Below are 13130 nucleotides of genomic sequence, written 5' to 3'. Positions count from 1 at the left end.
CGGCAACAGATTTCATTTTTGCATTCCTAAGTTCAGAGGTAGTCATGATTAAGAAAATCGGTGTGTTGACAAGCGGCGGTGATGCGCCTGGCATGAACGCAGCCATTCGTGGAGTTGTTCGCGCGGCGTTGACGGAAGGTCTGGAAATTTTTGGCGTATATGACGGTTACCTGGGTCTGTACGAAGACCGCATGGTTCAGCTGGATCGCTATAGCGTATCCGACATGATTAACCGTGGCGGTACTTTCCTCGGTTCTGCGCGTTTCCCGGAGTTCCGTGAAGAGCACATCCGTGAAGTGGCTATCGAGAACATGAAAAAACGCGGCCTCGACGCGCTGGTGGTTATCGGCGGTGACGGCTCGTATATGGGTGCAAAACGTCTGACTGAAATGGGCTTCCCTTGCATCGGTCTGCCGGGCACCATCGACAACGACATCAAAGGCACCGACTACACCATCGGCTTCTTTACTGCGCTGGGTACCGTTGTTGAAGCGATTGACCGTCTTCGTGACACCTCTTCATCTCACCAGCGTATCTCTATCGTGGAAGTGATGGGCCGCTACTGTGGCGACCTGACCCTGGCGGCAGCGATTGCGGGCGGCTGCGAGTTCATCGTGGTGCCGGAAGTAGAATTCAGCCGCGAAGACCTGGTTAACGAAATCAAAGCAGGCATCGCGAAAGGGAAAAAACACGCGATCGTTGCTATCACCGAGCACATCTGTGACGTTGACGAGCTGGCGAAATACATCGAAACCGAAACCAAACGCGAAACCCGCGCTACGGTTCTGGGCCACATCCAGCGCGGTGGCTCCCCAGGGCCATACGACCGTATCCTGGCTTCCCGTATGGGCGCATATGCGATCGATCTGCTGCTGCAGGGCCACGGCGGCCGTTGCGTCGGTATTCAGAACGAGAAACTGGTTCACCATGACATCATCGACGCGATTGAAAACATGAAGCGTCCGTTCAAAGGTGACTGGCTGGACTGCGCGAAAAAACTGTACTGATTCGGCCTCATATCCTCACGCCAGCCCTCTCCCGACGGGAGAGGGTGAAAGAACGAAAAACGGTAATCTTCGGATTACCGTTTTGCTTTTCCTGCCTGCTGAACATTTTTTATTCCACTCAGTTATAGCCAATCTTTTTTTATTCTTTAATCATTGGTTCGCTTTCTGGCACGCTGCATTCATCAAACACAACATAATGAGAGTTGGAAGATGAATAAATGGGGCGTGGGGTTAACGTTATTGCTGGCATCAAGCAGCGTTCTGGCAAAGGATATCCAGTTACTGAACGTGTCGTACGATCCGACGCGTGAGCTTTACGATCAATACAACAAAGCCTTTGCGGCACACTACAAACAAGAAACCGGCGATAACGTGGTGATTCGCCAGTCTCACGGCGGCTCAGGCAAACAGGCGACTTCTGTCATCAAAGGCATTGAAGCGGACGTGGTCACTCTGGCGCTGGCCTATGACGTCGATGCCATTGCTGAACGTGGTCGTATTGATAAGAACTGGATCAAACGCCTGCCGGACAACTCTGCGCCGTATACCTCCACCATCGTGTTCCTGGTGCGTAAAGGCAACCCGAAACAGATTCATGACTGGAATGATTTGATCAAACCGGGCGTGTCGGTCATCACCCCGAACCCGAAAAGCTCAGGCGGCGCACGCTGGAACTACCTGGCAGCGTGGGGCTACGCTCTGCATCACAACAACGGCGATCAGGCTAAAGCGCAGGATTTCGTCAAATCCCTGTTTAAAAACGTCGAAGTGCTGGACTCCGGTGCGCGCGGCTCGACCAATACCTTCGTTGAGCGCGGCATTGGCGACGTGCTGATTGCGTGGGAAAACGAAGCGCTGCTGGCGACTAACGAGCTGGGCAAAGACAAGTTTGAAATCGTAACCCCGAGCGAATCGATTCTGGCTGAACCGACGGTTTCCATCGTCGACAAAGTGGTCGAGAAGAAAGATACCAAAGCGGTGGCAGAAGCTTACCTGAAGTATCTCTACTCTCCGGAAGGCCAGGAGATCGCCGCGAAGAACTTCTATCGTCCACGCGATGAGGCTGTGGCGAAGAAATATGACAGCGCGTTCCCGAAACTGAAGCTGTTCACCATCGATGAGGAGTTTGGCGGCTGGGCGAAAGCGCAGAAAGAGCACTTCTCTAACGGTGGCACTTTCGACCAGATCAGCAAACGCTAATCAACGCATGACACGATGGCCCGGCGCGAGAAATCCGCCGGGCTTTTTTATTTGGTCATGTTTTTGCGTTACTCTTTCGCCTCTGACGACAACAGGGAACGCGTAATGAAAAAACTGATGGTCTTGATGGCGGTCGCCATTCTCCTCGCCGCAGGCGGCTGGATCTGGATAAAATCCGGCAATCCCGACGCATTACGCCATATCGTTCTCGACCAGTGCCTGCCAAATCAGCTGAATAACCGTCAGCCAGTGCCCTGTGCGCAGGTGAAACCGGACGCCGGTTATGTGGTCTTCAAAGACCGCAACGGGCCGCTACAGTATCTCCTGATGCCCACCTACCGCATCAACGGCACCGAAAGCCCGCTGCTCACCGAGCCGCAAACGCCGAATTTCTTCTGGCTGGCATGGCAGTCGCGCAATTTTATGAGCATGAAGCGCGGCGCGGATGTGCCTGACAGCGCCGTCTCCCTGACCATCAACTCCCCGACCGGGCGCACGCAAAATCATTTCCACATCCATATCTCCTGCCTGCGTCCCGATGTGCGTGAAAAGCTCAATGCGCATCAGGGGGAAATCAGCACTCAATGGCTGCCTTTCCCGGGTGGGCTGGAAGGGCATGAATATCTGGCGCGACGGGTGACAGAAAATGAGCTGGTGCAGCGCAGCCCGTTTATGATGCTGGCCGACGAACTGCCGCAAGCGCGCGAGCATATGGGCCGCTTTGCGCTGGCGATGGCCCAGCAGTCCGACGGGTCATTTGTGCTGCTGGCAACGGAGCGCAATCTGCTGACGCTTAACCGCGCTTCCGCTGAGGAATTGCAGGATCATCAATGTCATATCCTCCAGTGACCCCACCATAAATAGCGTTTACTCGCGCTGCCTGTCGCCGTAGACTTGCTGAAAAAATCTACAGGAGACAGGTATGTCGCTCTGGTTTGCTCACCCTCTGTTTCTGCCCTCGGCTATCGTTGGCGTCACCATCGTGCTGTGGGCCACCTCGCTCCTGCCGGAATTTATCACCGCGCTGCTGTTCTTCACGGCGGCGATGACTGCCAAAATCGCGCCACCGGACGTCATTTTCGGCGGCTTTGCCTCATCTGCATTTTGGCTGGTGTTCAGCGGCTTTGTGCTTGGCGTCGCGATCCGCAAAACCGGGCTGGCGGACAGGGCCGCGCGGGCGCTCTCGGCGAAACTCACCGACTCGTGGCCGCTGATGGTGGCAAGCGTGGTGTTGCTGAGCTATGCCCTGGCGTTCGTGATGCCATCAAACATGGGGCGCATCGCGCTGCTGATGCCGATTGTGGCGGCGATGGCGAAGCGGGCCAGCATTGCGGACGGCTCGCGGGCGTGGTTTGGCCTGGCGCTGGCGGTCGGATTCGGTACTTTTCAGCTCTCAGCAACTATCCTTCCCGCTAACGTGCCCAATCTGGTGATGAGCGGCGCGGCGGAAGGCTCTTATGGCATTCACCTGAACTATGTGCCTTACCTGCTGCTGCACACGCCGGTGCTCGGCATTCTCAAAGGACTGATTCTGATTGGCCTGATCTGCTGGCTGTTCCCTGGCTCGCCAAAACCCGCGCGGGAGCTTGCGCCAGCCGCCCCAATGGGGCGCGATGAGAGGCGCCTGGCGTGGCTGCTGGCGGTAGTGCTGGTGATGTGGGTGACGGAGAGCTGGCACGGCGTAGGCCCGGCCTGGACGGGGCTGGCGGCGTCGGTGATCGTCATGCTGCCGCGCATTGGCTTTATTACCGGCGAAGAGTTTTCGGCCGGGGTGAATATGCGCACCTGTATCTATGTGGCAGGGATTCTGGGGCTGGCAATCACCGTGACGCAAACGGGCATCGGCAGCGCCGTCGGAGAGGCGTTGCTGCGCCTGATGCCGCTCGATGCGGATAAGCCGTTTACCAGTTTTATCGCCCTGACCGGCATCACCACGGCGCTCAATTTCATCATGACCGCCAACGGCGTTCCGGCGCTCTATACCACGCTTGCGCAGAGTTTCTCGGATGCGACGGGTTTCCCGCTGCTGTCGGTGATTATGATTCAGGTGCTCGGGTATTCCACGCCATTACTGCCGTATCAGGCGTCGCCGATCGTGGTGGCGATGGGGCTAGGGAAAGTGCCTGCGAAGGCGGGAATGTTGCTGTGTCTGGCGCTGGCGGTGGCAACCTGGCTGGTGCTACTGCCGCTGGATTATTTGTGGTTCAGCGTGCTGGGACAGCTGTAAAAAAGCCCGGTGGCGACGAGCGCTTACCGGGCCTGGCATTTTGTCGGGCGGATAGCGAAACGCCACCCGTCACAACGGCAATTACGCCTGTTTAGCGGCTTCTGCTGCTTTAACGATCACCGCGAAAGCGTCTGCTTTCAGGGATGCGCCGCCAACCAGTGCGCCGTCGATGTCAGGCTGGGTGAACAGCTCTGCCGCGTTAGATGCGTTGACGGAACCGCCGTACTGGATGATCACTTGCTCTGCCACTTTCGCGTCGGCTTTAGCAATGTGGTCACGGATAAATTTGTGAACAGCCTGTGCCTGCGCTGGGGTGGCAGATTTGCCGGTACCGATCGCCCAGACTGGCTCGTAAGCGATAACCACGCCTTCGAACGCTGCTGCGCCCTGCGTTTTCAGCACGGCGTCGATCTGACGTGCGCAAACTTCTTCCGTTTTGCCTGCTTCGTTTTCGGCTTCAGTTTCACCGATGCACAGAACCGGGGTCAGACCCTGCTCTTTCAGCACAGCGAATTTCTTGGCGATGAATTCGTCGGACTCTTTGTGGTAAGTACGACGCTCAGAGTGGCCGATGATGATGTACTGTGCGCCGATGTCTTTCAGCATTTCTGCAGAGGTTTCACCGGTGAATGCGCCAGACAGGTTAACGTCAACGTTCTGCGCGCCCAGCACGATGTGGCTGCCGTCAGCGGCGTGTTTAGCCAGATCCAGATAGATGTCTGGTGGAGCGATCGCTACCGCACAGCCGGTCACGCCAGCCAGCTCTTTACGCAGATTAGCAATCAGCTCGTTTACCATGTGGCGGCTGCCGTTCAGTTTCCAGTTACCCATCACTAAAGGATGTCGCATTTCAATTCTCCACGCTAAAAAAGCGAATTAAGGATTATGGCCGCCCGTGAGAGCAGCATGGTCTGTGAATCAGTATAGAGATTTTCCCTCGAAAGGCTTTGCTTTTTGTCATTAATTCGCCCCTCCGAGTGCGTCAGATAACGCCAGCTTAATCGGTTCAACAGCGAAGGTCAGTCCCTTTTCGCCGTTATCTGCGACCACATAGCGAATCGCGCCTTCCGTTTCGGCGTAGTAGCGCTTGTTTTTGCCGCTGGTCAGCAGTTTTTGCAGCTTTTGCTGGCTCTGCGCTTTGGTCAGGCTCGGGGTGAAGGCGCGCAAAATAGCGCTCATGTACTCCAGCGCTTTGGCTTTCGCGGCTTTTTGTTCTGGCCCCTGAATCGGCAGCCAGGTGATTTGCATGCTTTTGATTTTCAGCGTGCCGCGCTCCAGCGCCGTGGAGGCGTACAGGTTTTCGTTAATTTTGCTCGCGGCGCGCGTCAGGGTTGGCGTATCCCGCGCGCTGTCGATGGCGCGGAACTCGCCCAGCGCGAGCTTCGGGTTTTCTTTGTTGAAGGCTTCGCGAAACTGGCTGATCGACTGATCAAACGATGGCGCGCCCTGCAGAAGGTAGGGTGCCGTTGCGGGAGCATCGGCGGCGAACAGGGAAAAGCTGGCACTCAGCAGGGTGAAACACAGCCAAAAAGGATAAGCCCAACTTTTCATCAACATTGTCCCTGAACGTAACTGTTCATGATTAAAACGATATCTGGTCTGCTTGTCAAAAAGTCACCACTCCAGGGTAAACTACGCGGCATACGATAATAAGGAACCTTACATGACCATACAGCAGTGGTTGTTTTCATTCAAAGGGCGTATCGGACGCCGTGATTTTTGGATCTGGATTGGCACGTGGATTGTCGCGATGCTGGTGCTTTTCGGCCTCGCCTATAACAACTGGTTAGGCACCCAAACAGCGGCGTTTGCGCTGGTGTGTCTGCTCTGGCCGACGGCGTCGGTTATTGTCAAACGTCTGCACGATCGTGGCCGGTCCGGCCTATGGGCGTTGCTGGTGATTCTGGCGTGGATGCTGCTGGCGGGGAACTGGTCGATGTTGCCGTCAATTCTTCCGTGGGTGGTGGGAAAACTGATCCCGACCGTCATCTTTGTGATGACGATTATCGACCTGGGCGCGTTTGTCGGCACCCAGAGCGAGAATAAATACGGTAAAGACACGCTGGAAGTGAAGTTCCGCTGATTACCAGTAGTGTTCGGCAGTCATATGGCCCGGTCGGCGACGCAAGTGTTTGGTCATCTGCCGGGAGTCTTTCAGCAACTGCTGGGTGTCGCGCACCATCTGCGGGTTACCGCACAGCATCACGTGGCTGTTTTCGGTGTTCATCGTCAGGCCGACAGCCGCTTCAAGCTCTCCGCTCTCAATCAGCGCCGGAACGCGTCCGGTCAGCGAACCTTCTGCCGTTTCGCGGCTCACCACGGTCTGGATTTTTAGCTTCCCTTCATAACGCTTCTCCAGCGCCTGCATCAGCGGGAGATAGCTCAGGTCGGCGGCATACCGCGCGGCATGGACCAGCACGATGTTTTTGAAACGCTCCAGATCTCGCCCGTACTGCAAAATCGACAGATAAGGGCCGATGGCGGTGCCGGTCGCCAGCATCCACAGGGTGTCGCAGTCCGGGATTTCGTCCAGCACAAAGAAACCTGCTGCTTCGCTGACAATCTGAATTTCATCGCCCGGTTTCAGCGCCGCCAGTCGCGGGCTTAATTTGCCGTCTGGCACTGTGACCAGGTAAAACTCCAGATCCGGATTATCAGGCGCATTCACGTAAGAGTAGGCGCGCTGCACGCGCTCGCCGTCAATCTCCAGTCCCAGCTTGGCAAACTGCCCGGCTGTAAATGGGTGAATGGGAGCATGCACGGTGAGGCTAAATAGTGCATCGGTCCAGAATTCTACCTTTGTGACTTTTCCAGTTACCCACTCCGCCATGATGTTCTCCTGAGCTGTTTTCTTACGCTATCTTCCATTCTTGCGAGAGAGATTTCCAGCCTGCTGCGGCTGGAAAGCTCATTAGAACAAATTGTCCTACAGAATGTGCGTCTGTACGTTCGGGTCTTTGCGATCGAGATAGTGAATCGACTGAATGCGGCGGATGGTGCGTGATTTACCGCGAATCAGCAGGGTTTCGGTGGTCGCCATATTGCCCTTGCGGGTGATTCCGTCCAGCAGATCGCCTTTGGTGATACCGGTGGCCGAGAAGATGACGTTATCGCTGCGCGCCATTTCATCAAGACGCAGAACTTTGTTAGCTTCGATACCCATCGCTTTACAGCGCGCCAGTTCGTCTTCACCGATACGACGGTTCTCTTCGTTGTCGCCTTTGACATCGTGACGTGCCAGCAGACGGCCCTGCATATCGCCATCCAGCGCGCGAATCACGGCGGCTGACACTACGCCTTCCGGTGCGCCGCCGATGCCGTAGAGGACATCCACTTCGCTGTCTGGCATACAGGTCAGAATTGACGCTGCTACGTCCCCATCCGGGATAGCAAACACGCGCACGCCCAGCTGCTGCATATGCGCGATGGTGACGTCGTGGCGCGGCTTCGCCAGAATGGTGACCGTGAGTTCGCTCAGCGGTTTGCCCAGCGCAGCGGCGACGTTACGCAGGTTATCTTCCAGCGGCAGGTTGAGATCGATAGCGCCTTTTGCGCCCGGACCGACAATCAGCTTTTCCATGTACATATCCGGCGCGTTAAGGAAACAGCCTTTATCACCGACGGCCAGGACTGCCAGCGCGTTAGCCTGGCCCATGGCGGTCATGCGCGTACCTTCGATTGGGTCGACGGCGATATCCACCGCGTCGCCATTGCCAGTACCGACTTTTTCGCCAATAAAGAGCATCGGCGCTTCGTCGATCTCGCCTTCGCCGATCACGATGGTGCCGTCAATGTTGACCTGGTTGAGCATAATGCGCATCGCGTGGACGGCAGCACCGTCAGCGATATTTTTATCGCCACGGCCTAACCATTTGTAGCCCGCCAGGGCGGCGGCTTCGGTTACGCGGGAAAATTCGATAGCAAGTTCACGTCTCATCAGATACTCATGCAGTCAAAAGGAATTGCACGAAGTTTATCACAGAGTGGGGGAGGGTGCGGTTTGATGCCCTCTCCGGGGGAGAGGGCAGATAAGGCTTATTCGTCGTGATCTTCCCACGCCAGAGCGCGTTTTACCGCTTTTTTCCAGCCACTGTAGCGAACGTTACGCTCGGTGGTTTCGATGCCTGGGCGGAATTCACGTTCGATCACCGCTTTCTCTTGCAGTTCGTCCAGGTTCTGCCAGAAGCCAACCGCCAGACCGGCCAGATACGCCGCACCCAGCGCCGTCACTTCACGGACTTCCGGGCGCTCAACGCGGGTGCCCAGAATGTCGGACTGGAACTGCATCAGGAAGTTATTCGCAACAGCACCGCCATCCACGCGCAGGGCGTGCAGACGGATGCCGGAGTCAGCCTGCATCGCTTCCAGAACGTCGCGCGTCTGGTAGGCGATGGATTCCAGTGTGGCGCGAATGATGTGGTTCGAGTTCACACCACGCGTCAGGCCGAAGATGGCACCACGAGCATACGGGTCCCAGTAAGGCGCGCCGAGACCAGTGAACGCGGGCACCACGTACACGTCGTTGGTGTCTTTCACTTTGGTCGCGAAATATTCGGAATCGAACGCGTCGCTGATCAGCTTCATCTCGTCGCGCAGCCACTGAATGGACGCGCCCGCCATGAATACCGCGCCCTCCAGCGCATAGTTCACTTCACCTTTCGGACCGCAGGCGATGGTGGTCAGCAGGCCGTTGTCGGATTTCACCGCTTTCTCGCCGGTGTTCATCAGCATAAAGCAGCCGGTACCGTAGGTGTTTTTCGCCATCCCTTCTTTCACGCACAGCTGGCCAAACAGGGCCGCCTGCTGGTCGCCGGCGATACCGGAGATGGGAATACGCGTGCCGCCTTTACCGCCAATGTTGGTCTGGCCGTAAACTTCGGAGGACTTGCGCACGTCCGGCAGCATGGCGCGAGGGATATCTAGCGCGTCCAGCATCTTGTCATCCCACTCAAGGGTGTTGATGTTGAACATCATGGTACGCGAGGCGTTGGTGTAGTCGGTGACGTGCACGCGTCCCTGGGTCATTTTCCAGATAAGCCAGGTGTCCACGGTGCCGAAAAGCAGTTCGCCACGTTTTGCGCGCTCGCGGGAGCCTTCCACGTGGTCCAGAATCCACTTCACTTTGGTGCCGGAGAAGTACGGGTCCACCACCAGGCCGGTGGCATTACGGATGTACTCTTCCATGCCGTCGCGCTTGAGCTTCTCGCAGATCTCCGCTGTGCGGCGGCACTGCCAGACGATGGCGTTGTAGATCGGTTTGCCGGTTTCGCGTTCCCAGACAATTGCCGTTTCACGCTGGTTGGTGATACCAATTGCGGCAATTTCGTCGGAGCTGATGTCGGCTTTCGCCAGCACTTCGACCAGGGTGGAGCTTTGGGTGGCCCAGATTTCCATCGGGTCGTGCTCAACCCAGCCTGGCTTCGGATAAATTTGTTCGAATTCGCGCTGCGACACGCTGACGATATTCGCGTCATGATCCATTACGACAGCGCGGGAGCTGGTAGTGCCCTGGTCGAGCGCAACGATATATTTTTTGTCGGTCATAGTATGTGTCCCGTAGTCAGATTACAGCGAAGCATTTTGTTGTGTGGCAGAGGTCGTTTCCTTCTCTTCTTCCACACAGGTGTCGCACGGTAAGTGGCGACCAATTAATTTACGATAGCCGAATGCACCCAGCGCAGCCCCTACAATCGGGCCAAACAGCGGCACCAGGAAGTAAGGAATATCTTTCCCACCGGTGAAGGCAACATCGCCCCAGCCAGCGAAGAACGCGAAGGTTTTCGGTCCAAGGTCACGCGCCGGGTTCATCGCAAAGCCGGTCAGCGGCCCCATGGATGCGCCGATTACCGCAATCAGCAGGCCGATCAGCAGCGGTGCCAGCGGTCCACGCGGAATGCCGTTGCCGTCATCGCCCAGCGCCATAATGACGCCCATCAGAATAGCGGTAATCACCATTTCAACCGCGAACGCCTGCACAAAATTGATATGTGGGTTCGGATACGTGGAGAAGATACCGGCCAGATCAAGACTTTCGACACTGCCGCGCACCATATGATGCGTCTGTTCGAAGTCGATGAAAAGATTGTAATAAAGCCCGTAAACTAACGCCGCTGCGCAAAAGGCGCCGGCAAATTGCGAAATGATGAAAGGGACAACTTTGCGTTTGTCGAAGCACGCGAACAGCCACAGCGCGATGGTCACCGCCGGGTTAAGATGTGCGCCGGAAACCCCTGCGGTCAGGTAGATGGCCATCGCCACACCCAGACCCCAGATAATGCTGATTTCCCACTGGCCAAACGTGGCACCTGCCACTTTCAGTGCAGCGACACAGCCTACCCCGAAGAAAATCAACAACCCGGTACCAAGGAACTCGGCGATGCACTGGCCTTTTAAGGTTGATGTCTGACTCATAATCGGAATCCTGAAGAAAGATGAATGTTATTGTTAGCGCAGCGACTGAGCGGCCACGATGTCCTGTAGACATGGTGTTAATTTATCGTTAACGAGCAAAAACGAGAAATATCGAAATCAAAATGTGTGTGCTGCGTCAATAAAATGAGCGTTATCGCGCCATAAAGCGCATTTTTGCATCATTTTGCAAATGAGAGCTGAATCATTTCATTAACTAAAGTATTAACAATTTAGGGGTATATGCAGCGAACGCACCAGGACCAGGCCGAAAAGTGTTGCAAACCGCAATCTGCGCGGTGTGCCGCTGGACAGGGACGGCGGCGCTCCATACAATCGACAACTATATGTCGTGCGCGTTTTCGTTAAAGCGTCGCCTTGCAATTCAGGAGAGGTATGACCATGTCATTAGAAGTGTTTGAGAAACTGGAATCGAAAGTACAGCAGGCGATTGACACCATCACGCTGCTGCAGATGGAAATTGAAGAGCTGAAAGAGAAAAACAATTCGCTGTCGCAGGAAGTGCAGGCTGCACAACATGGCCGTGAAGAGCTCGAGCGCGAAAACAGCCAGCTGCGTGAGCAGCAGAACGGCTGGCAGGATCGTCTGCAGGCGCTGTTAGGACGTATGGAAGAAGTTTAATTCCCCGTCCTCTTTCGCGCCGTAGCAGCTTTGCTATCGCGCGAAATCATCAGGGGAAGGGTGACGCAGAAAAGTAGGCCGGGTAAGCGTAAACGCCACCCGGCTTTTTTATTACTCGATATCCAGCGGATCTTCGGAAAGGATAATGCCGGTATTGTCGGCGTAGAGATGGTCGCCAGAGAAGAAGGTTACGCCACCGAAGTTGACGCGCACGTCGCTTTCGCCGATGCCGTCACCCGCCGCGCCGACCGGAATCGCCGCGATGGCCTGGATGCCTAAATCCAGCTCTTCGAGATCGTCCACCTGACGCACCGCGCCATACACCACCAGTCCTTCCCACTCGTTTTGCACGGCGAGACGGGCAAGGTCGGCATCGATTAACGCACGACGCATAGAACCCCCGCCATCGACCAGCAGAATGCGACCACGGCCGTTCTGTTCGAGAAGTTCATACAGCAACCCATTATCCTCGAAACATTTTACCGTGATGATCTGTCCGCCAAACGATGACCGTCCTCCAAAGTTGGAGAACAGCGGTTCCACGACGTTGACATCTTCCTGGTAGATGTCACAAAGCTCGGAAGTATCGTATTTCATAGGTTTAATGTCTGGTTGCTGCGAATGTGTTCAGTATATCGCGCGAAACGCATTGTTGGCAAAATCATCAATTGTTAATTGATATTTGTCAGTTAACCGATCGTCTGGCTTAACACAATTCCGATGACAAACAACAGGTTAGTCAGCAGCGCGCCTTTTACCGTGCGTTCGAGCATCGGCGGCATCGCGGCAGGGCTCATCTCACGCATCACGAAACGGGCCTGTTTAATCAGCAGCGGCGCGGCCAGGACGAACAGCCAGCCCCAGATGCTGTGCAGTGAAATCAGGTTAAACAACGCCAGGCAGACCAGTGCACCCATCAGCAGAGCGGCGTGATAGCGCCGCGCGTTGACCGGGCCTAAGCGCACTGCGAGGGTGTTTTTGCCGTTCAGACGGTCGCTGTCGATATCGCGCAGATTATTGATGTTCAACACTGCCGTCGCCAGTAAACCGCAGGCGGTGGCCGGCAGGAAAATGGCCGGAATCAGCGTGTGTGCCTGCAGATACCAGCTCCCCATGACGCTCAGCCAGCCGAAGAACACCAGCACGGAGATATCACCCAGGCCAATGTAACCGTAGGGGCGCGTACCCACGGTGTAAGTGATTGCCGCCACGATAGCCAGCCCGCCCAGCACCATAAAGCCGATGAAATCCGCGGTGGTTTTACAGGCCACTGACACCAGCGACAGACCCGACAGACAGATCAGCACCACGGTGATAACCAGCGCGCGCTTCATCTGCGCCTGAGTAATCACCCCTTTTTGCATTCCGCGCAGCGGCCCGATACGGTCGGGTTTGTCACTGCCTTTCACCGCATCGCCATAGTCATTGGCGAGGTTTGAGAGGATTTGCAGCAAACCGGCCGTGATAAGCGCCAGCCCGGCGACCAGCGGATCGAAATACCCCTGCCACCATGCCAGTGCGGAGCCAACGACGATGGCAGCGAATGCCAAAGGTAAGGTCTTAGGACGCAGGCTTTCCAGCCACGCCTGAGTACGGCTGATATCAGTCATAGTATTTAGCCAATAAAAATGGGGGCAGTAGCCCCC

Annotated in this window: 14 protein-coding genes; 6 read left to right on the top strand and 8 right to left on the bottom strand. The window is 55.9% G+C overall.

What is annotated here, in order from left to right; all coding sequences use genetic code 11:
* The first annotated feature begins 44 nt into the window (after positions 1–44).
* The 4 genes from pfkA (at position 45) to OVA10_RS02800 (ending at position 4434) form a co-directional block, all read left to right on the top strand.
* Positions 45–1007: a 6-phosphofructokinase gene (gene pfkA / locus OVA10_RS02815; protein ID WP_100778363.1), complete on the top strand. Its 963-nt coding sequence runs from the start codon at positions 45–47 to the stop codon at positions 1005–1007.
* 210 nt (positions 1008–1217) lie between these two features.
* Complete coding sequence (locus OVA10_RS02810) at positions 1218–2207, top strand: sulfate ABC transporter substrate-binding protein (protein WP_268195180.1); 990 nt, start codon at positions 1218–1220, stop codon at positions 2205–2207.
* Between the two features lie 105 nt (positions 2208–2312).
* Complete coding sequence (locus OVA10_RS02805; RefSeq protein ID WP_248859342.1) at positions 2313–3056, top strand: CDP-diacylglycerol diphosphatase; 744 nt, start codon at positions 2313–2315, stop codon at positions 3054–3056.
* 73 nt (positions 3057–3129) lie between these two features.
* On the top strand, positions 3130–4434 hold the full coding sequence (locus OVA10_RS02800; protein WP_181827031.1) for an SLC13 family permease: 1305 nt from the start codon (positions 3130–3132) through the stop codon (positions 4432–4434).
* An 81-nt stretch (positions 4435–4515) separates the two neighbouring features.
* Here OVA10_RS02800 and tpiA read toward each other — a convergent pair whose 3' ends face one another.
* Both tpiA and OVA10_RS02790 read right to left on the bottom strand, forming a co-directional pair.
* Positions 4516–5283 carry a triose-phosphate isomerase gene (tpiA, locus tag OVA10_RS02795; RefSeq protein ID WP_100778367.1) on the bottom strand — a complete coding sequence of 256 codons (768 nt, stop codon included), beginning with the start codon at positions 5281–5283 and terminating at the stop codon, positions 4516–4518.
* Positions 5284–5394: 111 nt separating this feature from the next.
* On the bottom strand, positions 5395–5985 hold the full coding sequence (locus OVA10_RS02790; protein WP_100778368.1) for a DUF1454 family protein: 591 nt from the start codon (positions 5983–5985) through the stop codon (positions 5395–5397).
* Between the two features lie 112 nt (positions 5986–6097).
* Between OVA10_RS02790 and OVA10_RS02785 the strand changes: the two genes are divergently transcribed.
* Positions 6098–6517, top strand: a complete 420-nt coding sequence (locus OVA10_RS02785) for a DUF805 domain-containing protein (RefSeq protein ID WP_100778369.1) — start codon at positions 6098–6100, stop codon at positions 6515–6517.
* On the opposite strand, the gene fpr is transcribed toward OVA10_RS02785, so the two are convergent.
* From fpr to OVA10_RS02765, 4 genes are all read right to left on the bottom strand, one after another.
* Positions 6518–7264, bottom strand: a complete 747-nt coding sequence (gene fpr, locus OVA10_RS02780; RefSeq protein WP_100778370.1) for a ferredoxin--NADP(+) reductase — start codon at positions 7262–7264, stop codon at positions 6518–6520.
* A gap of 96 nt (positions 7265–7360) precedes the next feature.
* Positions 7361–8371, bottom strand: coding sequence for a class II fructose-bisphosphatase (glpX, locus tag OVA10_RS02775; protein ID WP_268195174.1), 1011 nt, complete (start codon positions 8369–8371; stop codon positions 7361–7363).
* A gap of 98 nt (positions 8372–8469) precedes the next feature.
* Positions 8470–9978 carry a glycerol kinase GlpK gene (glpK, locus tag OVA10_RS02770; protein ID WP_268195172.1) on the bottom strand — a complete coding sequence of 503 codons (1509 nt, stop codon included), beginning with the start codon at positions 9976–9978 and terminating at the stop codon, positions 8470–8472.
* Between the two features lie 21 nt (positions 9979–9999).
* Entirely contained in the window at positions 10000–10845 is an 846-nt protein-coding gene (locus tag OVA10_RS02765) for an MIP/aquaporin family protein (RefSeq protein ID WP_100778373.1), read from the bottom strand.
* A gap of 393 nt (positions 10846–11238) precedes the next feature.
* On the opposite strand from OVA10_RS02765, the gene zapB reads away from it, so the two are divergent.
* Positions 11239–11484, top strand: a complete 246-nt coding sequence (zapB, locus tag OVA10_RS02760) for a septal ring assembly protein ZapB (protein ID WP_100778374.1) — start codon at positions 11239–11241, stop codon at positions 11482–11484.
* A 111-nt stretch (positions 11485–11595) separates the two neighbouring features.
* Here the strand turns inward: zapB and rraA are convergent, their stop codons facing one another.
* Both rraA and menA read right to left on the bottom strand, forming a co-directional pair.
* Positions 11596–12081 (bottom strand): ribonuclease E activity regulator RraA, encoded by a 486-nt coding sequence (gene rraA / locus OVA10_RS02755; RefSeq protein WP_100778375.1) that lies wholly within the window; start codon positions 12079–12081, stop codon positions 11596–11598.
* Between the two features lie 92 nt (positions 12082–12173).
* Entirely contained in the window at positions 12174–13094 is a 921-nt protein-coding gene (gene menA / locus OVA10_RS02750) for a 1,4-dihydroxy-2-naphthoate polyprenyltransferase (RefSeq protein ID WP_107702617.1), read from the bottom strand.
* Positions 13095–13130: the final 36 nt, after the last annotated feature.

Source organism: Lelliottia sp. SL45 (genome assembly GCF_026672535.1).
GTDB classification, from domain to species: domain Bacteria; phylum Pseudomonadota; class Gammaproteobacteria; order Enterobacterales; family Enterobacteriaceae; genus Enterobacter; species Enterobacter nimipressuralis.
The sequence above is the reverse complement of the archived record's forward strand: the minus strand, read 5'-3'. Positions and strand labels throughout refer to the sequence as shown.